14 protein-coding genes and 1 pseudogene are annotated in these 24,708 nt (G+C 36.0%); 12 read left to right on the forward strand and 3 right to left on the reverse strand.

Going from position 1 to position 24,708, the window contains the following annotated elements; genetic code table 11:
- Nucleotides 1-206 precede the first annotated feature (206 nt).
- Nucleotides 207-3,122, forward strand: coding sequence for an isoleucine--tRNA ligase (gene ileS, locus B5V81_RS00635; RefSeq protein ID WP_212111205.1), 2,916 nt, complete (start codon nt 207-209; stop codon nt 3,120-3,122).
- 177 nt (nt 3,123-3,299) lie between these two features.
- Nucleotides 3,300-3,791: a hypothetical protein gene (locus B5V81_RS00640; RefSeq protein ID WP_212111207.1), complete on the forward strand. Its 492-nt coding sequence runs from the start codon at nt 3,300-3,302 to the stop codon at nt 3,789-3,791.
- A 645-nt stretch (nt 3,792-4,436) separates the two neighbouring features.
- Here the strand turns inward: B5V81_RS00640 and B5V81_RS00645 are convergent.
- A complete protein-coding gene (locus B5V81_RS00645) occupies nt 4,437-4,883 on the reverse strand; it encodes a nucleoside deaminase (protein ID WP_212111209.1) in 447 nt (148 codons plus the stop codon).
- A gap of 266 nt (nt 4,884-5,149) precedes the next feature.
- On the opposite strand from B5V81_RS00645, the gene B5V81_RS00650 reads away from it, so the two are divergent.
- The 8 genes and pseudogenes from B5V81_RS00650 (at nt 5,150) to lpxK (ending at nt 15,914) form a co-directional block, all read left to right on the forward strand.
- Nucleotides 5,150-6,571, forward strand: a complete 1,422-nt coding sequence (locus B5V81_RS00650) for a pseudouridine synthase (RefSeq protein ID WP_212111211.1) — start codon at nt 5,150-5,152, stop codon at nt 6,569-6,571.
- Nucleotides 6,552-7,118: a 16S rRNA (guanine(966)-N(2))-methyltransferase RsmD gene (rsmD, locus tag B5V81_RS00655; RefSeq protein WP_212111213.1), complete on the forward strand. Its 567-nt coding sequence runs from the start codon at nt 6,552-6,554 to the stop codon at nt 7,116-7,118. Before B5V81_RS00650 ends, rsmD begins: the two co-directional genes overlap by 20 nt.
- A 731-nt stretch (nt 7,119-7,849) precedes the next feature.
- Nucleotides 7,850-8,295: pseudogene (locus tag B5V81_RS00660) on the forward strand (SRPBCC family protein).
- Between the two features lie 1,623 nt (nt 8,296-9,918).
- Entirely contained in the window at nt 9,919-11,250 is a 1,332-nt protein-coding gene (locus B5V81_RS00665) for a TldD/PmbA family protein (RefSeq protein WP_212111215.1), read from the forward strand.
- Entirely contained in the window at nt 11,237-12,040 is an 804-nt protein-coding gene (locus B5V81_RS00670) for a 3'(2'),5'-bisphosphate nucleotidase CysQ (RefSeq protein ID WP_212111217.1), read from the forward strand. The genes B5V81_RS00665 and B5V81_RS00670 overlap by 14 nt, the downstream gene beginning before the upstream one ends.
- A gap of 46 nt (nt 12,041-12,086) precedes the next feature.
- A complete protein-coding gene (locus B5V81_RS00675) occupies nt 12,087-12,332 on the forward strand; it encodes a DUF4170 domain-containing protein (protein ID WP_212111218.1) in 246 nt (81 codons plus the stop codon).
- A gap of 1,229 nt (nt 12,333-13,561) precedes the next feature.
- Nucleotides 13,562-14,884 carry a lipid IV(A) 3-deoxy-D-manno-octulosonic acid transferase gene (gene waaA / locus B5V81_RS00680; protein ID WP_212111219.1) on the forward strand — a complete coding sequence of 441 codons (1,323 nt, stop codon included), beginning with the start codon at nt 13,562-13,564 and terminating at the stop codon, nt 14,882-14,884.
- Complete coding sequence (lpxK, locus tag B5V81_RS00685) at nt 14,874-15,914, forward strand: tetraacyldisaccharide 4'-kinase (protein ID WP_212111221.1); 1,041 nt, start codon at nt 14,874-14,876, stop codon at nt 15,912-15,914. Before waaA ends, lpxK begins: the two co-directional genes overlap by 11 nt.
- Nucleotides 15,915-15,933: 19 nt before the next feature.
- Here lpxK and B5V81_RS00690 read toward each other — a convergent pair whose 3' ends face one another.
- On the reverse strand, nt 15,934-16,170 hold the full coding sequence (locus tag B5V81_RS00690; RefSeq protein ID WP_212111223.1) for a DUF2093 domain-containing protein: 237 nt from the start codon (nt 16,168-16,170) through the stop codon (nt 15,934-15,936).
- Nucleotides 16,171-16,279: 109 nt separating this feature from the next.
- Entirely contained in the window at nt 16,280-18,133 is a 1,854-nt protein-coding gene (gene mutL, locus B5V81_RS00695; RefSeq protein WP_212111225.1) for a DNA mismatch repair endonuclease MutL, read from the reverse strand.
- Between the two features lie 271 nt (nt 18,134-18,404).
- Between mutL and B5V81_RS00700 the strand changes: the two genes are divergently transcribed.
- A complete protein-coding gene (locus B5V81_RS00700; RefSeq protein WP_212111226.1) occupies nt 18,405-19,493 on the forward strand; it encodes a 2'-deoxycytidine 5'-triphosphate deaminase in 1,089 nt (362 codons plus the stop codon).
- A 1,090-nt stretch (nt 19,494-20,583) separates the two neighbouring features.
- Nucleotides 20,584-21,735, forward strand: coding sequence for an FMN-dependent L-lactate dehydrogenase LldD (gene lldD / locus B5V81_RS00705; RefSeq protein ID WP_212111227.1), 1,152 nt, complete (start codon nt 20,584-20,586; stop codon nt 21,733-21,735).
- Nucleotides 21,736-24,708 lie beyond the last annotated feature (2,973 nt).

Genomic DNA, 24,708 nt, shown 5'->3' on the forward strand with positions numbered 1-24,708 from the left:
GAGCCTTTATTTTTTAAAGATTATTTTTTTGTTTCTTTTCTTGTGAATTTCATGATAAAGCCCATGAGGTGTGATGATATATTTTCTTGATCGCTGCTTAATACGAATGATAAGCTCGGCTTTCCCTATAGATAAAAACCAGAGTTGCAGGATTCAGGGAAGTTATGCAAAAATGAAATCGTAAAAGTGGACAGGAATATTTCACAATGACTGTGAAAAATGAAACAATAGATTATTCAAAAACTCTTTATCTCCCACAAACAAATTTTCCTATGCGTGCAGGGCTTCCACAAAAAGAGCTTGAATTAATGGAACGTTGGGAAAATATGGGACTTTATGCGCAATTGCGTCAACAAGCAAAAGATCGTCCATTTTATATTCTGCATGATGGTCCACCTTATGCAAATGGTCATATTCATATTGGGCATGCTTTAAATAAAGTTCTAAAGGATGTGGTTGTCCGTTCATTCCAAATGCGCGGTTTTAATGCAAATTATGTTCCTGGGTGGGATTGCCATGGGCTTCCAATTGAATGGAAAATTGAAGAAAAATATCGAGCACAAGGGAAAAATAAGGATGAAGTCCCTCTTAACGAATTTCGTCAAGAATGCCGTGAATTTGCACGGCATTGGGTAACCGTTCAAAGTGAAGAATTTAAACGCCTTGGTGTTGTGGGAGATTTTAAGGCGCCTTACACCACAATGGCGTTTCATGCAGAAGCACGCATTGCAAGTGAATTGATAAAATTTGCTATGTCAGATCAGATTTATCGTGGTTCCAAGCCGGTAATGTGGTCTGTTGTGGAGCGTACAGCTTTGGCAGAAGCTGAGATTGAATATCACGATCATGAATCAGAGATTATTTGGGTTAAGTTTCCTATTTTTGAAGCAAATTCTGATGATCTATATGGTGCTTATGTTGTCATTTGGACAACAACACCATGGACAATTCCAGGCAATCGTGCAGTGAGTTATTCTTCGCAGATTTCTTATAGTATTTACGAAGTAGAAAGTGCTGAAAATGATTTTGGTCCTCAAGTGGGAGAAAAACTTCTCTTTGCAGATGCTTTAGCGATGAGTTGTGCAGAAAAAGCCAAACTCGTTTTGAAGCGTTTGCGTATTATTTCTGCTGACGAATTGAAAGCTCTTGTTCTTTCTCATCCACTCAAAGGTTTGGCTGGAGGTTATAATTATAAGATTGCGCTGCTTGAGGGCGCTCATGTGACAGAGAGTGCTGGTACAGGTTTTGTCCATACAGCACCAAGCCATGGGCGTGAGGACTTTGAAATTTGGAATGATTATAAGCTTTTATTAGAGCAAATGGGAATTGATACATCGATACCTTTTCCTGTTGATGATGCGGGTTTCTATACGAAAGATGTGCCAGGTTTGGGACCAGATCGTGAAGGAGGACCTGCACGTGTTATTGATGATAATGGAAAAATGGGTGATGCCAATAAAGAGGTCATTAACGCTTTAATTAAAGCAGATCGATTGTTTGCAAGGGGGCGTTTAAAACATTCCTATCCCCATAGTTGGCGCTCAAAAAAACCTGTTATTTTTCGCAATACACCGCAATGGTTTATTTCAATGGATAAAGATCTTGGGGATGGTTCAACTTTACGCAGTCGGGCTTTGGAAGCCATTTCAAAAACGCGTTTTGTGCCATCTTCTGGGCAAAACCGTCTTGCTTCTATGATAGAAGATCGTCCTGATTGGGTCCTTTCGCGTCAACGTTCTTGGGGAGTTCCTATTTGTATTTTTGCCAATGAGGATGGTGTTGTTTTGAAGGATGAAGGCGTGAACGAGCGTATTTTACGAGCTTTTGAGGCAGAAGGGGCCGATGCATGGTTTGCTGAAGGAGCACGTGAACGTTTTTTAAGGGACCGTGCACATGAGCCTTGGATACAAGTTTATGATATTCTGGACGTTTGGTTTGATTCTGGGGCAAGTCATAGCTTTGTGTTAGAAGATCGTGCTGATTTGAAATGGCCTGCAGATGTTTATTTTGAAGGCTCTGATCAACATCGTGGATGGTTTCAATCTTCTCTTTTGGAAAGCTGTGGCACGCGTGCTTTTTCTCCCTATAAGACAGTGATCACACACGGTTTTACTTTGGATGAGAATGGTAAGAAAATGTCTAAGTCTTTAGGCAATACGGTTGTTCCACAGGAGATCATTAAAACATCTGGTGCTGATATTTTTCGTCTCTGGGTCATGACAACAGATTATTGGGAAGATCAGCGTTTAGGTAAAAAAATTCTTCAAACCAATGTGGATTCATATCGTAAATTGCGCAATGCAATTCGCTGGATGCTTGGAACTTTAACGTATGATGAAGGAGAAAAAATATCTTATGATGCACTGCCAGATCTTGAAAAGTTTATATTACATCGGCTTTTTGAACTGGATCAGTTAATAAATCGCGCCTACGATGAATTTGATTTTAAAAAAATTATGCGCGCATTATTAGATTTTTCAATCATTGAGTTATCGGCATTTTATTTTGATATCCGTAAGGATTCTCTTTATTGCGATGCGCCTTCATCACAAAAACGTAAGGCTTCTTTGCAGGTTGTTCGTGAGATTTTTGAACGAATGGTGACATGGCTTGCTCCAATGCTGCCTTTTACGATGGAAGAAGCTTGGTTAGAGCGTTACCCAGAAAGCCAATCGGTGCATTTGGAACAATTTCGCTCTGTACCAGAAGAATGGCAAAACCAATCTTTGGCTGAGCGTTGGAAAAAAATTCGCCAAGTCCGTAAAGTTGTAACAGGTGCCCTAGAGCTTGAACGCGCTAATAAGCGTATTGGATCCTCGTTAGAAGCAGCTCCTGTTGTTTTTATTTCCAATCCGATTTTACGAGAAGCATTAGAAAATGTGGATATGGCGGAAATTTGTATTACCAGTGCTCTCACAATTACGCAAGATGCAATGCCTTTTGATGCTTTTACTTTGAATGATGTTGAAGGTGTTGGTGTATATCCAGAGAAGGCATTGGGAAAAAAGTGTGCTCGATCATGGCGTTATACGCAAGATGTTGGGAGTGATCCGACTTATCCTGATGTCTCTGCTCGTGATGCAGCTGCTTTACGAGAATTAAAAATTCTTGGCAAGATTTAAAATTTTAAATCAAAGGAAAGAAATGCAAGTAGATTTCTGATATTGATGAATATAGTTTTTTGTGGTACGAGGTGAGTTCCGTTGTTTTATCTGCAGGGGGGGAATTTGTGTATGGACTGTTCTCTCATGAGTAGCGGGAATATTAGTCATCCATATACTTAGGGAATGGAATAAGCAGTGAGAAAACGTAAAGTAAAAATATTTCCAATGGGAATTTTAAGTATATGCTTTGTTTTAACGGGGTGCGGTTTGTCTGCTCCTACCTATGGGACAAATAAACCGGTTTCGATACAGTTTTTTGAAGATGTTGCTAATATTGCTTCGTTAACACCAGTAAATAACAACAGTCAGATTGTTCTGAAACCCCGCCCAGAACTTGTAATACCAAGTCCTAGCTCACGCAGTTTTTTACCGCTGCCACAACAAGATAGATCTGTCAATAAAATAGCAGAATCAAAACAGCATCAAGGAAGTCCTTCTTTTCCGCACAAAGGGTCTTCAGTTAATGGTATTGGTTCAGAAAATCCTTCACAGTTGAATGAAAAACAACGACAAGAATATTTACGTCGTCAGAGAGCACAAGTTGGAAGTTCAAAATACCGTCGTTATCTCACGGAACCGCCTTTAAGTTATCGCCAACCGGCAAAGATTGCACCTACTGGTCGCTAGGGAAAAGGAAAAATATAAAAGTGTATAAAGTGCTTCCAATACTTATCATACAAAGTTTTCATTAATACAGAATTATAGTGCTGATATAAGAAGATTATTATTTCCGTAAAATAGTAATATGCTAATAGCATTGAGAGGGTAGTTTTGTGTCTCTTTCACAAGAAACATCTCTCAAAGATTTCAACCCCATTTCACGAAGTCGCTTGTTTAAATGATAGAGTATAAAACCTTTGTGCATCATCATATTTATTCTTATGAAGGAGCAAATTGGTACTATCATTGTATTTGCCAATCTCTAATGTTGCTTATAGCTTTTGCATTTTAGAGCCTTCATAAGAGACATTTTTTCTTTAATAGTTTTTTATATTGATACATCAACCCTACCTGTGAAGAGCAAGAAATTAATTTTTATTGATTCAACGTCATTTGAAATGAGAGTATTCTACGATATTTTGGATTTTATATTTTATTATACAAGCTAATAAATTATTTTTATAAATAATAAATGAAGTGTCATCTAATAGAAGAAATATGTAGTGTTAAAAGGGTGTGAGGAAAAAAATGTTTCGAAGTAGCTTTCGCTATATCGGAAGATAGAAATAGAATAGTTTCTCAAGAGTGAAAGTTATAGATGAAGAATTATTTTTAGGATCGCTTTTGAATAAAAAAATATTTAAGTAATTGGGCAGCTTCTTTTTCCTTAAAACCAGAATAAATCTCAGGTTTGTGATGACAGGTTGATTGTTGGTAAAAACGTGGGCCATTTTCTATACCCCCCCCCTTAGGATCATTTGTTGCGTAATAGAGGCGTCGTATACGTGCAAATGAAATGGCAGCAGCACACATAGCACAAGGCTCGAGTGTTACATAAAGATCGCAATCAGGAAGCCTTTCACTTTGCAATGTTTTGCAGGCCATACGGATTGCGCGTATTTCTGCGTGTCCTGTAGGATCATATGCGGATTTTATAAAATTGCCAGCGCGTGCAATGATAGTTTTTCCGCGTGTAATGACGGCACCTACGGGAACTTCATCTTTTTTTGCAGCCCATTGTGCTTCTAAAAGGGCTATTTCCATGGGTGTCAAAGTCATAAGATTCTTTCTCACAAAGTCATAGAGAATTTAAAGGCTTTTCGATAAGGAATGCTATGGAATGAATAATTTATACGCTTTTATAATGAAAGGAACATCTCTATTTTAAAAATGTTTAAAACAAAATTTCAAATCAATAAATACATTCCTGTCGTTAAAGGATAGAAAATGATCAATGATTATGCTACGTCCTCTTTCAGGATAAGCGGTATGGTGTATGTGAATAATTTTCTGAACATACTGGTAAAGAATGGTTTGAAACGCAAATGAATGAAAATAATGAGAGTGAACGGATTGCTAAAAGATTAGCGCGCGCTGGTGTTGCCTCGCGTCGAGATGCAGAAATGATGATTGTTGCAGGTCGTGTTGCTGTGAATGGTGCCGTTGTGAAAACGCCTGCTTTTAATGTTAGCCGCTCTGATGTTATTAAAATTGATGGTAAACCTTTATCTCCTATAGAACGAACGCGTTTATGGCTTTACCACAAGCCACCAGGGCTTGTTACCACGAACCGTGATCCTGAAGGTAGACCTACAGTATTTAGTAATTTACCAAAAGGAATGCCGCGAGTTCTTTCAGTTGGAAGGCTTGACATTAACACGGAAGGCCTTTTGCTCTTAACCAATGATGGTGGCTTAGCGCGCGTATTAGAGCTTCCTGTAACGGGGTGGGTTCGCAAATACCGTGTTCGTGCTCATGGAAGAGTAAAGCAGAGTGCGTTGGATAATCTTAAAAATGGTATTGCGATTAATGGTATTTTCTATGGTTCAATTGAAGCATCAATTGAGCGTGAACAAGGGGCGAATATATGGCTTTCTGTCGCTTTGCGAGAAGGAAAAAATCGTGAAATAAAGAATGTTTTAGGAGCATTGGGGTTATCAGTCAATCGGTTAATACGTGTATCTTATGGTCCATTTCATCTCTCTGATTTAGCAGAAGGAGCCGTGCGAGAATTAAAAGGGCGGATGTTACGTGATCAGTTAGGGGAGCGTTTGATTATGCAAGCCAATGCAGATTTTGATGCTCCTATTCTGAAACCCTTTTCAAATTCTGCAGTTGTTGCGGAAAAGCAAAGTCAGAAGGATCTTTCTGTTACAAATGATGGTTGGGTTTTCTCGAGTGAAAGAACGATACGGCGCAGATCAAGAGATGGTTCGGTTGAGTATGATCGCACACGATTAAGAGCAAAGTCTCATGAGAATGTGAATAAGGGGAAAAGTGAGGAAGGAAAAGCAGAGCGTTTTCTACCACGTTCTCGCCGTGCTAATGTTTGGATGGCCCCTGGTGCACGTCCGCAGAGTGCACGTAAGAAGTCTTCCTATAGTGAGGAGAAGTCACATGATCATAAAGGCGCTTTAGCGGATAAAAAATCCTTTCATCGAGGTAAGGAAAAACGAAAAGACAATTACTTACAGAAAGAGAAGGGGCACTTTCAAAAAGAAAGCAGGGAAAATTTTGTTCAAAAACGTAGCAAAACATCTTATGAAGAGACGCATACCTTTGGTAAAAAAGATCGCTTTTTAAAGAACAAAGAGAAAATGATAAAAGATGGTGGTGATGAATGTTCTTTTGAGAGAAAGAAAAAAGTAAAACCGTTTGGTGGTAGTATGAAAAAATCTAAATCACATGGTGATGGTGCAAAAGCTTCGAAGCGGTTTGGAGGTCCACGTGCGGATCATCGGCGGTAAATTTGCTGGGCGTGTTTTATTTTCGCCTAGTGATCAATCGATTCGTCCAACGAGTGATCGTACGCGTGAAAATCTTTTTAATATTCTTTCCAGCCGTGAAGAACAATTTTGGACCAATAAACGTATCCTTGATCTATTTGCTGGTACTGGTGCTTTAGGTATCGAAGCACTTTCGCGTGGAGCAAAGGCTGCTGTTTTTGTTGAAAACTCGGTTGAGGGGCGTGGGTTGCTTCAAAAAAATATCGAAACCTTTGAATTACAGTCGATAGGACGGATTTTGCGCCGTGATGCAACCAAACTTGGCAATATTGGAACAATGCTTCCATTTGATGTTATCTGTGCTGATCCTCCCTATAGCCGTTGTTTAGGAGAACGTGCTTTTGTAGAAGCTTTGCGAGGAGGGTGGGCAAAAGCTGATACGCTCTTTATACTTGAAGAAAAAAAAGATACAATCATTCACTTACCTGATGTGTTTTATTTAGATGATGAGCGTTTTTATGGTGAGACAGCAATACGTCTTTATAAATTACGATCGCTTACATCTTGAGAAAGTTCTTTTTTATCCGGTAGGATGAAAAAACGCTTCTTTACAGTTTCCTTTATTCGATACGGTTTCTTTAAAGATTAAGAAGAAAATCAATAAAAGATTCTCATGTGAAAGAAATTGATGCATTTTAATTTCATTATACTCTTTATAGAGAGATGCGTTCTAATCTTTTGTTCAGCTAAAAATTGCTTTGAGGTATGATATTATCGCACCTGAATGAACAACATGTGTTGCTGCTCATTTTTGTAAGTTATGTACTGATTTGTTAATTTAAACTCCATTAAAAGCGAAATGCATTGTCAAAGCTTTAGTGTATTATTAAACTTGGTTACCGATGAATTTTTCTTCTCCAATGGAATATATGTTTTACGATAATGATACTTTTTTACCTCATTTCTTTCGGTGAAACATTAATCATCAATATTTTATCAACAGTTAAAATTTTTAAACTATGTTAGTCTACATTTATATCTTAAATGGTGCGTAAATTCTATCTTTGTTATTGTATGAACTAAAAAAACAGATATTTTTATTTAAGGTAGAAAATAGTGTTCATTTATACTGAATATTTGTGTATTTAATTTATTAATATCGCTTGTTGATTAAATCATTACCTATTAAGTATACTTGAGAATATTAAATATCTTATCGTTGTGTAGTTTTAAGGATTATTTACATTATCACTCTTTATCGCTAAAGATAAGTGATTTTGTAAAAAAGGGGAGATTATCATGTTTAAATGGACACATAGCGAAGAAATTAATACAGAAGCAAGTGCAGAGCAGATTTGGGCTATGTGGGAAGACGTAGCAACATGGCCTTGCTGGGATTATGAACTTGAGTGGGCAGAACTTCCTGGTGCTTTTAAAGAAGGCACTGTAGGACGCCTGAAACCTAAAAAAGGACCAAAAGTAACTTTTACACTTGATAAAGTGATAAAAACGTTTGTTTTTCTGATTATGCTAAACTTCCTCTTACACGCATGCGTTTTGATCATGAATATATTTGTTCACAAAAATCTGGTTCTTCAAATAATAAGATTCGTCATACTGTAACGATGTCTGGTTTACTTTCTCCTTTCTTTGGAATGATTATTGGATCAAAAATTAAATTACATCTTCGCGATGCAATGATTGAAATGAGCAGACGTGCTCTTACTGGAAATAAAACTATCTGATGTGTATTCATAAAGAAGTTGATCTTTTAAAAAAGCTGCAGAAATTATAACTCATATTAGAACAAAATCAGTTGTGAGTATATGCCAAGTCGATGAGCGACGGAGCATTTTTAGTTAGTCGTTGAAATTGTATCAAATTATCTTACGGTAAAATTTATTGAATTTTATTTTTATATAAAAACTTATAAGGTGCTTATTTTCACTGAAAATAAGAAAATTTCAGAAGCTTATTATTGCTGTGAAATCATAGAGCAATATGGCTATGATATTTTCTCGTTTCTAATATTGCGATAGCTTTTGTATTTAAGAGTATGCATAAGAGATATTTTGATTTCTTCTTAAATAGTTGTCATTGACTCAACATGGATAGATTTTTAATGGAGAGAATTTTATGACATTGGTTTTTTATGCAAATGACAAAATAATAAATTATTTTTACAAATCAAATTGTTGATTGAAACATTGCAAGATTTTTTTTGATCACTTTTCTAGAGAGTATAGCTCTAAAAGACTCGAGAAGATAAAATAAGTATACACTTTATTCCCGTAAAAATGAATCTTGTATCTATATGTTTGGTTCCAATGTTTAAAAAATTGAATTTTTAAAATGTATAGAGATGTTCAGCTTCTAAAAATGTTTTTATATCTGTTAAAACAATTATGAGTGATAAGGGTGCTAAAACGAGTTGGGCAAATATGTTTATTGCAAACTGAATTGAGAAATAGATACAATGTTGAGTTTCGTACAAAACTTTTATTGATTATTATTTTATGACAATATCACGTCTCTTCATTTTTTAATGGAGGGGTGAGAGAGAAAATATTAAATCAAAATCTATCCCGTGTCTTGAGATTTCTGTTTCGGGAAAAAAGAATTCCGTCAAATTATACCTGCTCAATAACAAAGGAACTGATCAAGGATAATGCATGAGAAAAGATGAATGGTTTTCGACTAGACATACTAAAGCTTCGAAAAAATGTTACGATTGTAACTTATTTTGACAATTATAAAAAAGGCGTTTTCTGTAACATTACTGATCATGAGGATAAGAAGTGTATGACGGCTCATTTTATTGAAATCATTTAATGAAAGGAAATATTTTTTACGTTGTTGATGTTTTGTTTCATTGACACGATTGCTGTTCTCTTATGAGGGAGCTTATAGAAGTATCCCAAAAGATAAGTTGTTTTTGTGATTCTTGCGTAGATATTAAAGAATGCTATAGGAATGAGGAACGTTTTTTGACACTCCAGAGGACAAAAGGCGTGTGGTTTAGGTCGTTTTATGCTTTTTGAATTTTTGAGGATTTTGGCTTAAATCCAAGTGTTATTGCTAAGCCTTCTATTGATTTACAAGGTTTTCTATTGATCTGATTGCAGGGCTGATTTAGCTTTTAAAATGGTAAGGGTCCATGAGAAATCTTGAAATTAAAGAGATTTTACGACATATTGCGTCTTTTCATAAAGAAGCTAAAAGGTAAGTAACTTGATGCATTAAAAGAAAAAGAATGCATGAGACGTACGTAATTTTATGAATAAACAGATAAGAGTTATATTCTGATTTGTATAAATTTGTCAGAGTACGTATCAATATAAAGAATAAAATATTTTAGGGAGTCTATAATGACTGACAAAAACCAGATTGAGAAAGCGGTTTCGTTGGTTGAAGCGGCAAGGCGTTCTGGGGCGGATGCTGCTGATGCGGTTATTGTTCATACACATTCCACCAGCGTATCTGTTCGTTTTGGAAAAGTCGAATCGACAGAAGCAGCCGAGAGCAATGATTTTACTCTAAGGGTTTTGGTTGGAAAGAAAGTGGCAAGTGTTTCTGCTAATTTAGCGTCTTATCCACAAGAACTCGCAGAACGTGCTGTTGCAATGGCTAAAGCTTCTCCCGATAGTTTATTTGAAGGTTTGGCAGATAAAGAGTGTTTGGTTAAACATCCTAAAGATCTTGATCTTTTTGATGATTTTGTACCAAGCAGCCATTTTTTAACAGAAGATGCTTTAAAAATAGAAGCAGCAGCTCTTGATGTTAAAGGCATAAGCAATTCTGGTGGCGCTGCAACAGCTTATGGCCGTAGTGGGTTTATTCTTGTGACCAGCGATGGTTTTTGTGGAGCCTATCGCTCCAGTTGCTTTTCGCGTTCTTGCAGCGCTCTTGCGGGTGAAGGGACACAGATGGAGCGGGATTATGATTATACAACAGCCTTACATTTTTCTGATTTAGAGGCCGCAGAAACTGTAGGAAAGAATGCAGGTCTTGGTGCTGTTCGACGTTTGGGGGCAGTTCGTGCGGCGACAGGAGGTATTGATGTTATTTTTAATCCGCGTACGGCACGCACAATTGCAGGGCATATCGCATCGATGGTCAATGGAGCTTCTGTGGTTCGTAAAACGAGTCTTTTACAGGATTTTTTAGGCAAGGCAGTGATGAAACCTGATGTTAATGTAACCGATCACCCTTTGCGATTACGTGGAAATGCTTCTCATCCTTTTGATGGAGAAGGAGTAGAGGGGCAACCACTCAATATTATTGAAAACGGTATTTTAAAAAATTGGTTTCTTTCATCATCTACAGCACGTGAATTAGGACTTAAAACAAATGGGCACGGTGTGCGTTCTGGGTCATTGGTGCAGCCGACAAGTACAAATTTTGCTATTGAACCGGGTTTAGTATCGCCTTGCGATATGATAAAAAATTTACGAAGTGGATTTTATGTGACAGAATTATTCGGCCATGGCATTGATTTTATTACTGGTCAATATAGTCGGGGTGCTTCCGGTTTTTGGATTGAAAATGGTGAAATTTCTTATCCAGTAAGTGAAGTAACGCTAGGTTCTGATTTGCTGCATATGTTAGCACATTTAACACCGGCCAATGATATTGATCGGCGTTATGGAACAGCAGCTCCAACATTGTTAATTGAAGGGATGACACTTGCAGGAAAATAACGCGCATCATTCTTCTGATTTAAATCTTTTGCGTGACGTTTGTCGAGAGGCAGGAGATTTAGCAATGCAGTATTTTGGATGCACGTTGGATGTTTGGATGAAAGAGGGGAATTCACCGGTCAGTGAAGCAGATTTTGCTGTTGATCATTTTTTGAAAGAGAAGCTTCTTGGAGCACGTCCAAATTATGGATGGATTTCAGAAGAAACAAAAGATAATCGAGAACAACAAGGTTATAAGCGCTCCTTTGTGGTTGATCCTATTGATGGAACACGAGGTTTTCTTTCTGGCAGCCCTTATTGGTGTATTTCGGTTGCTATTATTGAGAATGGGCGTCCTATTGTGGGCGTTGTACAATGTCCGGCTCAAGGAGATGTTTATGCAGCGGTCACGGGTGAAGGGGCAACATTAAACGGAATAAAACTTCCTCGTTTAGCCTTTCAGGTTCATCGAAAATATAAAATTTCGCTTGATAAATCGCTCGCACAAAAATTACCAGATGATTTTCTCAATCGAGTCAATCTTTACCATTATCTTCCCTCTCTTGCTTATCGTATTGTTCTTGTTGCTCAAGATGAAATCGATATCGTATTAGTTCGCCCAAATTGTCATGAATGGGATATTGCCGCGGCTGATCTTATTTTGCAGGAGTGTGGGGGATGCTTTTTATCGCTTGATGCCCCTTTACTATCTTACGGAATTGAACCTTATCAATATGGACTTTTAATTGCTGGTAAAAATAATTGCTGTCAGGATATGATAGATGTTGTTCGTCAAGCAAAGTTAGTTTAATCACATGAAAGCGCGCTAAAATCATCTGAATGATATGGAGGCACATATGGCTGAAACCAACGAAAAAAAACAATATTTACATCTTGTATTTGGTGGTGAATTAAAAAATCTTAAGAGTAATCAATTTAAGAATCCTGATGATTTAGATGTGGTTGGTATTTTCTCAAATTATCAATCCGCTCAAGAAGCATGGCAGGCAAAAGCACAAAGCAGTGTAGATAATGCATTACAACGTTATTACATCGTAGATTTGCATCAATTTCTTGATACTGAAACAGATGATGCAGAGTAAAGCTTGAATATTTGGTCATTATATCCACGACCTCACGCTTGTTTATCCTGCTCTCAGTGTATCTTTTAAGAAAAACAGAACACCATCCAATAAAATGCTATTATTATCGTAAATTCATATGCTGTCTTAAAAAAATATCTCTCAAGGTATCCCATTCATTTCATAATGGTGTTCGTGCAAGCTACAATCCATGATTGCAGCATCGTCTTTACATTTAAATATTAATAGAAATACAGGCGTATATTATTGTACGCTTTGCTAGCTTAAAACATTAAGAATAAACTTGAGCACTTAAGATAGAGTATAAGAGGCATTGTTATTTCTTTTTTTAGTATTTTTTTTATCTACGTCCTATCCACTTGTGGTGCGTAAGCAAAAAGTTTTGATTACTTCAATATAAGTTGTCTTTAAATAGAAAATTTTACGCTATTCAGGGGTAAGTTACGCAATAGCAAATAATTATACATCAATATATTGCCTAATTATGCGAATATAGCGTGATTAAGTTTCTGGATTTGATATCAGAGTGAGTAAAAGGGTTCAAAAAAGGCGGTATATTTTAAAGCGCCTTTGGTAAAATGTAGCATTGACTAGCGACAAGGTGATTTGCGCAAGTGCTTGTTATGAAAATCAGGAGGTATATCCCTTTATAAGATAACTTTAGATGACAATTGCATCGATATGAAGATACTTATCGCTCATTTATTGTCGTTTTTTTGCATAAGGAGTACTGTATTAGAATTTTCTTTGTTCTAGAATTGAGGAAGTTGTTGCTCTATTTCTTCTTGGTTGCGCAAAGATAAATATGAAATTTATAAAACAGTGTAAGCGTAACGTTGTTATGATTAGGATAGAATAATGTCCAGCATATCATGTTTATAAAAATTGAGTATTATTAACATTTGAAATACCTTTAAATCTGAAAAATATGGCTATGAATGTGGATATTTCATATGGAATAGGAGAGAAAGCTGGAACAGAGACATCGTATAGTCGATGATATGTCTATTCTATTGTATCTATGCTATTCTTATAGGAAAATTTAAAAAAGAAAGGGATAAAATTGCATTTCTTTTGCTTTAGTGCCTTCAATTTTCTCATGAGAGAAGTGTTTTTTATCTAAGATATGGATGGTATTAAAAAAATCTGGATGTAACCAATAATATTGATGAATTTTTTAACGAAATAAGCCTATAGATATCTCAAAACAGCTGATGAGGTGATTTTAAATGGCAGAATTAAAGGCACATGCGGCTCTTTTAACCTATCGGATGATTGGTTTTTGCTTATGTCCTGTTATCCCTTTTTATTTGTTTTTTCGTGCTATCCGTGGAAAAGAAGAGTGGCATCGCAAAAAAGAGCGTTTAGGTAAAAGTTCCCTCCAACGTCCCCAAGGTTCGTTAGTTTGGTTGCATGCAGCAAGTGTTGGAGAAACACTTGCACTTGTTCCACTTATTAATCATATTTTATCATTAAAAATTAATGTATTATTGACAACGGGGACAGTGACATCTTCCTCTCTTGTGAAAAAACATTTTGGTAATCGGTTGATTCATCAATATGCTCCTTTAGATTTAGATTTTGTAGTGCGGCGTTTTATTCATCATTGGAAGCCTGATCTCGTTTTAATTTGTGAATCGGAAATTTGGCCTCTTCGGATTAAAGAACTGGCTAAAATGGGGATTCCACAGATTTTGGTTAATGCCCATATGTCTGAACGTTCTTTTAAAGCTTGGCAAAAACGGCGTGTTCTTGCCAAACATATTTTTAAGGATATTGATTTGGCAATTAGTCAGAATGAAAGAGATGTCATTTATTACCATACACTTGGTGTAAAATCTGTTACATTTTCTGGTAATCTCAAGGCTGATGTTTTTTTAGTTGAAGATCAAACCTTACTTGCGCGTTATCGTAATGCTATCGGAAATCGTCCAGTTTGGGCCGCTATTTCAACGCATGAAGGGGAAGAGGAGATTGCTTTTGAGGTTCATAAAATTGTTAAAAATTATTTGCCAGATTTATTGACAATTATTGTTCCTCGTCATCCTGAACGTTTAGAAGACCTTATCAAAAAATGTGATAATCAGAGTTTACGTTTTATGCGGAGAAGCAGAAATGCTATTCCAGATATGAATACCGACATTTTATGGGGTGATACGATTGGAGAAATGGGACTTTTTCTTCGTTTATCAAAAGTTTCTTTCGTGGGTAAGTCATTATGTGGAAAGGGTGGACATAATCCATTAGAATTGGCTTTACTTGGCTCCGCTATTTTAACGGGGCCTCATGTTTCAAATTTTCAAGAGATGTTCGAACAATTTTTAATGCGTGATGCAGCATATATGGTTCAAGATACAAAACAGCTTGCGATTCAGGTGTATAAACTTTTAACCAATGAAACACTGCGACAAGAAATGGTTGATAAGGCTCATGAGGTTGCAACAGGTATGTCAGGAGCACTTGAGCGCACGTTAAAGATTTTAGATCCGTTTTTACAACCCCTCGTCATACAAACAGGTTTACGTCAGCGTCAGGGTGGATATGCATATTAGTGCCCCCCATTTTTGGTGGAAAAATAAAAGCTTTTCGCGTTTTTTATTAGCTCCAATTTCATGGGGGTATGGCTATTTTTCACGTCGTTTTATGGCAAGACAACCTCTCGCGATTGATCTTCCGGTTTTATGTATTGGGAATTTTACATGTGGTGGTACGGGTAAAACGCCGGTTGTTATTGCTTTTGCCAAAGTGGCTAAAGAACTTGGTTTTGTCCCTGGTGTTGTGTCACGTGGTTATGGTGGAGCAGTTAAAGGAGTGCATCTTGTCAATGAGAAATATGACACTGTACGCGATGTTGGAGATGAGGCCCTTTTATTGGCACGGCATGCGTTTGTTGCTGTATCAGCTAATCGTTATGAAGCGGCACAACGGCTGAAAAAAGAGGGATGTAATCTTATTCTAATGGATGATGGCTTTCAAAGCCGTCGCCTTTATATGGATTATGCGTTACTTGTTGTTGATGCGATGCGCGGTTTTGGTAATGGAGCTGTCTTTCCAGCAGGACCTTTGCGCGTACCATTAAAAACGCAATTTTCTTTTATGGATAGTGTTTTACTGATTGGTCACTCAGATGCGCGTGATAATGTTTCTTTTCTTGTTGCGCGTACTGGAAAACCTTTGCATCGTGCTCATCTTAAGGCAAGTGCCTCTGATGAGGTTGCAGGAAAATCATTTTTGGCATTTGCAGGGATTGGCAATCCCGATAAATTTTTTCAATCCATTAAAGAATTATCTGGTCATGTGGTGCAAACTTATACGTATCCAGATCATTATTTTTTCACTGATAAAAATTTAACAAGCCTTATAGAAAAGGCTCAAATGCACAATTTATGGCTAGCGACAACAGCTAAAGATTATATCCGTATACAAACAATTCATACGAAAAAAGATTTGAAAAATCTTATTGTCTTTGATGTGGATGTTGATTTTATTCAAAAAGATTTCTGTCGTATGCTCCTTGAGGAGGTCATAACCCGCTTTAGAAAACGTTCCTGTGAATTTTCCTGTGCGAAAGGAAAAGGCTAAATTTATAGCTTTCGAGGGTTTATTCTTCTTGTGTTTTTAACAGTTTTTTGAGATGTGGATTGCATTCCAGTTCGCGATGATAGGAGATTTCACAACTAGCATAGGCTTCTTGTCGGTGATGATTCCAATATTTTAAATCATCTATAGGGATTTTTTGTCCGCTAACAGCACAAACGGTGTAGGTTCCATATTCTATAATGTCATATCCATTATTAGAATAATGAATTTTAGCTTCACGTTCATCATTGGAAAACATTACAATTCCTTTTTACTTGATACCAGAGATTCAAAAAAAGTGCCATAAAGTATATTATAAAGTTGAGAATTAATTTAAAAATATTTTTCTTGTTAAAAGGATTAAGCGTTTATTTTCTGCCAAAAAGCCGTTCTATATCTGCTAATTTGAGTTCAATATAAGTAGGACGACCATGATTACATGTACTTGTATTGGGTGTTGCCTCCATTTGTCGTAACAGTGTGTTCATTTCTTCGGGATGTAAAAGGCGTCCTGATCGTATGGAGCCGTGACATGCCATCGTTGCTGCAACATAATCAAGCATTGCTTTTAAATTGTTTGTTGTATCATACTCAGCAGCTTCATCTGCAAGATCTTTAATAAGGGCTTGTACGTTCATTTCTCCTAACATGGAAGGCGTCTCACGTACAAGAATTGCACCAGGTCCGAATGGTTCTATTCCTAATCCAAATTTTTGCAAAGAATCTTTGTGGGTTAAAAGGCATGTTGCATCCTCTTCAGAGAGTTCTACAATTTCAGGAATGAGTAATAATTGTGAAGGAAGTGGTTTGGCATAAAGTGCATTTTTGAGTGCTTCATAAACTAATCGTTCGTGTGCAGCATGCTGATCGACAATGATCAAACTATCTTGAGTTTGGGAAATAATATAGTTTTTATGGATTTGTGCTCTGGCTGCACCTAGAGGGTAAGATAACTCTTCTGATGAAGGTATAGTGCTTGGAATGTATGCATCTCCGCTTGGAGTATTTAAGCCCTCCATAATAGGAGTAGCATTTTCTTTTAAATCAAAAGAGCTATTAATATCCAACGGTTTATGAACCATTGAAGCGGCGACAAAATGATGAGGTTGCGGGCTGTAAGAAGAGGATTGGTGAGTGTTCTTAAAATTTCCTAATGGTTGTTGTGCCAATGATTGTTGTGTTTGAAATGCAGTAAGCATTGCTTCAGAACGGGTTGAAGTAGGACGAATACCAGATTGCTGCAATGCTTCACGAATAGCTCCAACGATTAAACCACGAATTAATCCTGGATCACGGAATCTTACATCAGCTTTGGCTGGGTGGACATTAACATCTACTTCAGCAGGTGGGAGATCAATAAAAAGAATAGCGACAGGATAACGATCTCGTGTCATGACATCAGCATAAGCGCCTCGGATTGCACCCCATAGAAATTTATCACGTACAGGACGCCCATTAACATAAGCAAATTGATGAAGGCTGTTATTTCGGTTGAAAGATGGCAAACAAGCAAATCCCGTTAAGCGCACGGATTCGCGTTCAGCATTCAGTGCGATGCTGTTAGGGGCAAATTCTTTTCCCATAATTTGGGTAATACGTTGTAATTGTCCTTGCGTATTATTTTCTGTTGCAGAGAGTTCCATAGATGTTCTGTCTAGTCCGGAAAGAGAAAAACGAATATGCGGAAATGCAATAGCAATCCGCTTAATCATATCACTAATAGCATTTGTTTCAGCCCGATCAGTTTTCATAAATTTTAATCGTGCGGGCGTGACAAAGAAAAGGTCACGAACTTCAACAATTGTTCCTAGATTTGCGGCTGCTGGTTTGGGGCCTACAATTTTTCCTGCAGTCACGGAAATTTCAGCAGCATTCTCAGCCTCTTTTGTTCGTGAAATGAGTTTGAGTTTAGCAACAGAACCAATGGAGGGAAGGGCTTCTCCTCTAAATCCAAGGAAGCAGATATTGTGTACGTCATCGGTGATCTTTGAAGTACAATGGCGAGAAACAGCTAAGGTTAACTGATCTACCGGAATTCCACAACCATTATCACTTACCTTTATAAAATTTTTTCCACCATTTGCTGTAATAATTTCAATGCGCGTTGCACCAGCATCAATAGCATTTTCAACAAGTTCTTTGACAACATTTGCCGGCCGTTCAATAACTTCACCAGCGGCGATTTGATTAATAATATTTTCGCTAAGATGGCGTATAATCATAATAAATTCTAAACAGGATTCTTAAGGGGTTTCATAGAAAATTATGATAACATCATTTGTGTAACATTCAAGAATGGGAAGGTATGAGAGGTATTATTTCTAAACACTATTTTTTTGAGAAAGTATTATACTCAATTTTTTCGTTATTCGAAGTATTAATAAATTATTTGGAAAAATAGAAAAAATAATTTTTATCATCCTAAAATAGCTTGCACCAATTTATCATCTAGGTCAAAAAAGAAACAGTGTAAAAATGGAAGGCAATATATATATGGCGCGTATAAGCGGTATTTTAGCAGATAGTGATATACAAGCATTGATTGATAATAACTTTCTGAAAGCTCAGAGTCCATTTGATAGATCTCAAATACAACCTGCAAGCCTTGATCTTCGTTTAGGGGAGAAAGCTTATCGTATACGTGCTTCCTTTATGCCGGGTCTTGATACAAAAGTTTTCGATAAGCTTGAACGGTTAAAGTTACATGAGTTTGATTTACGAGATGGAGCTGTTTTAGAAACGGGGTGTGTTTATATCGTTCCACTTTTAGAAAATTTGGCCTTACCAGAATTTTTATCTGCTATTGCTAATCCAAAAAGCTCTACGGGACGATTAGATATTTTTACACGAGTTATTACGGACAATGCTCAAGAATTTGATAAAGTTTGTGCGGGTTATCATGGTCCGCTTTATCTGGAAATTAGTCCACGAACATTTCCAATTTTGGTACGTACAGGCTCGCATTTATCACAGCTTCGATTTAGAAAAGGGCAAAGTTATTTAAATGAAATCGAGCTGCATGCTTTGCAAAGGCAAGAAACGTTGATATCAGATGATCTTCCTAATATTAGCGCTGGTGGTATTGGGCTTTCCATTAATTTAAAAGGAGACGAAAATGGGCTGATAGGTTATCGTGGTAAACATCATACAAGTGTTATTGATATTGATAAACGTGCTACTGCCCCCCTTTTAGATTTTTGGGAACCTCTTTTTGATCGTGGTCAAAGGGAGCTGGTTCTTGATCCTGATGAGTTTTACATTTTAGTTTCACGAGAGTTTGTTCATGTGCCTCCACTTTATGCTGCAGAAATGACACCTTTTGATCCCTTAGTGGGTGAGTTTAGGGTGCACTATGCAGGTTTTTTTGATCCAGGATTTGGACATAAGGAGGCAGGTGGTAAAGGTGCAAGAGCAGTTTTAGAAGTGCGGAGCCATGAAGTTCCCTTTATCTTAGAGCATGGTCAAATTATTGGCCGTTTGATCTATGAGCATATGCTTAATCAACCGTTAGCCCTTTATGGACATGATGTTGGATCACATTATCAAGCACAGGGTTTAAAGTTATCCAAGCATTTTAAATGAGCTGAAAACTACAAATTTTGATAAAATGTATGCAGAAAATGTATTTTAAGTAAGAAATTTATTCTTAAAAAAATCGGCACTATGCTCTCTATTTTCAGTTTTACAAGTTATGATTATCTTTGTATTTTAGAGGATATGAGAGGTATTTTGACTTCTTTTTAAAGAGTTTTTATTCATACGAGTTCTGTTTATGATGAGAAAAAGAATAGTTTCAATTGTTTCATCGTGAAAAGAGTTAAAATGAAAGATTTTTATTGCATTCAATTCTTATTCAATATGTCATGCGTACGTATTATGAGAATAAATCAATAATTTACTAAAATTCTATCTAATAATAGCTTATTTGTTTTTCAAAAAAAAACGTGCAAGGCTGAGTGTTGCTATTCACTAAATTTTAATAGCAATTTTTAATGAAGGGTGTTCTAACTTTAGTAAATCATTTATAGTCTCAAGATATAATATTGCCAGAAAATTATTCAACTAAATGTGAATAATTTCTATGATAATGAATATTAAAAGTTTTTTGTACTTTATGTGAATGAGGTATTGTATATTTTTATAAACTCTCATGGATAAGTAAAATATCTCATGTTTGAATATTACATATGAGAATATTTCTGGACATACGTGACAGCTTTGTTTCCAGTATTAATTAAAAGTTTTTTCCCTATTTTGGGGGAGGTTATGGGTTATACTTAATGACAAGAGACTCTATATTCTTATAAACGATAATGTAAGGACTCTTTGGGGGAAGAGATGACTTTAAATTGCAACTAACTTAAGTGGCGGAGCAATCGCTTTCGAATAGGTATTCATTTAAAATAGAATATAATAATTTCAATTGTTCATGAACAATGTGTGAATACATACGTTATGGATACTGCTTCATACTGTGAAGTTTTATATTTGGAAAAGAGAAATAAATACGTTGTTTTTATCAATAAGTTTTTTTAGAAAGTTACAATCTCTGTTACTTATATCTATTCAGTAAAGCGTTTTGGGAGGACATTGAATATGGAAGGTATCTGGTGGTTCTTCTTATGCGTTTTAGGGTGTTTTCCCTTTTCATTTAGGAACAATGGTGTCATCAATGATTATTTCTTCAACATTTGATTATCGGAAGGCGGCAAAGCGTCGTCTTCCTCCCTTTCTTTTTCACTATATTGATGGAGGGGCTTATGCTGAAGAAACACTGCGACGTAATTGTACAGATCTTCAAGCTCTTGCACTGCGTCAAAGGATTTTAAGGCAAGTTGGTACAGTTGATCTTTCAATCACGCTTTTTGAGCAGAGACTTAATTTACCGATTGTTCTTGCCCCTGTTGGGCTGACAGGCATGTATGCACGTCGTGGTGAAGTACAAGCAGCGCGTGCTGCAGCGGCAAAAGGGATTCCTTTTACTCTATCTTCTGTTTCAGTTTGTCCCATTGCAGAAGTGCAGGAAGTGGTTGGAGATGCATTTTGGTTTCAACTTTATGTTCTCAAAGATCGCGGCTTTATGCGTGATGCATTAGAGCGGGCTTGGGCGTCTGGTGTGCGCACGTTGGTTTTTACCGTTGATATGCCAGTTCCTGGTGCACGTTATCGTGATGCACATTCGGGGATGTCTGGTCCTTATGCTGGATTACGCCGTTTTTTACAAGCTTTTACACATCCACATTGGGCTTGGAATGTTGGTGTTATGGGTCGTCCCCATGATCTTGGAAATGTTTCCACTTATCTTAAAAAGAAAATTGCATTGGATGATTATGTTGGTTGGATTGGGGCAAATTTTGATCCATCAATTGGTTGGCATGATCTACAGTGGATTCGAGATTTCTGGAAGGGAAAAATGATTTTGAAAGGCATTCTTGATCCAGAAGATGCACGAGAAGCAGTACAATTTGGTGCTGATGGTATTGTTGTTTCCAATCATGGCGGGCGCCAACTCGATGGTGTCTTATCAACGGCGCGAGCATTACCAGCAATTGCCGAGGCTGTAAAGAATGATTTGGTTATTTTAGTGGATTCAGGTGTGCGTTCTGGACTTGATGTTGTACGCATGATCACACAAGGCGCGGATGCCGTTATGATTGGTCGTGCTTATGTTTATGCACTTGCAGCAGCAGGTGAGAAAGGTGTTTTTCACCTGCTTGATCTTTTTGCCAATGAAATGCGGGTCGCTATGACACTGACTGGTGCTCAGACACTCAAAGAGATTACACGTGAAAGTTTAGTGAATACAGATGTCTTTAAACAATGAAAATTATGTTTTATACTGCTTTTAGAAACAAAAAGTCTTTTTTATAGAAGAGCATCATTGTATATTTTACAGATCTGTTGACAGTTAACGTTAAAGAAAAAGGTCAAAATTCTTCTCCATAAAATGATAAAAATACCCAATAAAGAAAAAACTTCATAATCATGAATGTAGAAAAAGCAAAAATAACACTGCAGGCATCTTTTAATTCACTTTTTTAAAAGATTATTCTAAGGATAAAAAGGAATAAGTGCTGCGAGTAAAGGTATCACAACTGTTGACGTAGAAAAAATAGATATAAATAATGCTGTGAGCATTTTTCCTCTCCTATTTATAAAAATATAATACATTAACTATGTATTGTGTTAATACATAATATACATTTAGTATATAACTAATTTCATTTAAAAAGTCAATATGAATTATTGATAATATATAAATTTATAGTAATATGGAGATATATTATATAATATAATATTATTTATGTTAATTTTAATGAATAATTATATTATATAGGTATAATATTGTCTTTTATGGAATGCATTTTTAAATAATAAAAAATACAATATATTATCTTTTAAATAAAACGCATTCATTAGAAAGCAAGACAACGTAATCTAAGATTCTTATCATCCATTTTTTCTTGTTCTATCAATTACTTATGATAGTTTTGAACTTGCGAGCGTATTAGGAGACAGTTTAATACTTTTTGTATAGTATGACATTGCCAATACAGTTTTCGTTATATTTTCCAGACTTATTCTATAATTTGCCAAAATATTCCATTGGCTTCCATTACAGATTAGCTCATTCGGTATTGTTAATGATATAAATTGGTATGGAATGTTTTATTCCAGAAGCTATCTAGCAATTCTATTTCTAAGTTTTCATTGATATTATTCTCTTAACAAATAATCACAGTTCTCTATGAGATTTTCATGACTTTAGCACTGTATATTATCTAAAGGTCGAATTGTTATCACATCTGTAACTGTTGGTATAATTTCTATTTTTGAGCTATTTAGAAACATCAAGATAAATTTGAATAGTTTCTCTAGTAGCGAGTAAGAGAATATCTTTTCCTTTTTATGATAGAAGCTTTATAAATACCGATTTTTAAAGCATTCCTTAAATAAAGCACTCTTATGAAGATTTTTAACCAACGCGCTTTCTTAAACCCGTATAAATGGGTGCAAGATTACGGAAAGTAGAAAGAATTGCAATTAATCGAATTATTACTCGTAAGTAATTGGAAAGATACTATTGATTTTATTGTTGAATGAAAAATTTTTTCTCTTTTAAATAGAGGGGGTATCTAACCAAAAGAGGTAGTTTTCGAGCAGTCTGTTTGATGCAATACAATTTAATATTGCAGCCATTTTATTATTGCTTGAAGCCGTGAGAAGATGGCTATATAGATGAGAGAATATAAAAAATGATTGAATATATTTTACGATAAAAAATTATAATTCTGTGAATCTCGTAGTCTCACGCCAGCTACTGATATTGATGATGAAAAATTTGACAAAATAATCATCAAAATTATTGAAGACATTTTTCATCGTGCGTACACAAAGCCTTTTGTCGATGTGGGTATATTTTTTTAGGCAGAAATTCATTCTATTCGTTAAAATCAGTAAGAATTTCTCAAGTGATGTCGTAAATTTTTGGGAAAATGTTACAATGCCACGATCATCCTTTTATGAAAACGGTTAGCGTTTCAGATGAGCAGCAGTGATGTGTTTCAACCTTAATAAGGCAAGATCTAGAACCCCTCATGGATTTAGAATGGGTCGCCAAGGCTTTGTATTTATAGCAATTATTAGCGGGAAGGTAAACAATCGTACGATGAGAGTTAAAATCTGTTGTAGTACGCGGTTAATTCTTTTAAATTTTACGGGGTGCCAAAACTTGTTGACTAATCTTTAACAGGCGGTTTGCATTGAACATTTAAGCGAGGCTGACTTATTGTGTGTTATGAATGTTCAAACACTTTATTTTATTCTAACTCACCTTATTGTGGTACTATTATTACGGAAATGATTTGTGTAAGCGAGAAAATTATCAGATATGGCATGAGTTTTGCATAAATAAAAGGAAGATGCCTGTTGTCTTTAAACAATATGTTAGAAGTTTGAAAAACTTTCAATTACTTTATAAAAAGATTATATCATCTGATACAGATCGCTCTTCAAATAATGCAATTGTTGTTAAGGAATGAAGCATCACCAAATTTGATTTCTAAAACAAAAAACAATATGTATTAAAGGTTTTTTTATTTTGAAGACTTGTTGAGAATTTTTTCATAATCTTTTGAAAAAAGTGAACTGATACAAGATGTTTTATCAAAATACAGAAAATTTTCTAACAGCTTACAAATAAATCTAAAAAATATATATTAAATATAAAAAAATGTTGCAACATGTTAGCAGAAAGAGCTTTAGAAACGAGAAGCAAAGTGTATAAAGATGCGCAAGGACGCATTGCTACATATCTTTTTATAATTTAATAAAAATAAGGATTAAAGAAAAAATTCTATATCAAAAACTAAAAGGAGGTCTGAAGGGCGGATCAAAAAAGATGAACATGCAATGCGTGAAAAGGTAGATGAGACCGTAAATTAGATAAGGATGATTCATAGACTCATCAGCAGCATTCGTAAAATTATCTCCTCAAGGTAAACAATGTGATGAAGCAGGGAGAGTGAATGTTCGAAAAAATATACGTGCTCTTGGTTATTTCATTACACCACAATAAGCGCCGTAAAATGGAGCGTGGTCCTATTACAAGACTTTCTTTAAAAGGAATTATCAGCACGTGAAAGAGTTATAGTGATCTTCTCAAAGAAGGTAATGGTCCTATTGTCTTTCGAGAACAAACTATCTTAAACCAGCAAAGCAATATTTTCAAGAAATTGACCAAGTGGCTTTTGAAAGTAAAAAAAAATGAAGGAGAAAATGGACGTTGGTTTTCTCC

The organism is Bartonella queenslandensis (assembly GCF_018155095.1).
Lineage (GTDB): Bacteria > Pseudomonadota > Alphaproteobacteria > Rhizobiales > Rhizobiaceae > Bartonella > Bartonella queenslandensis_B.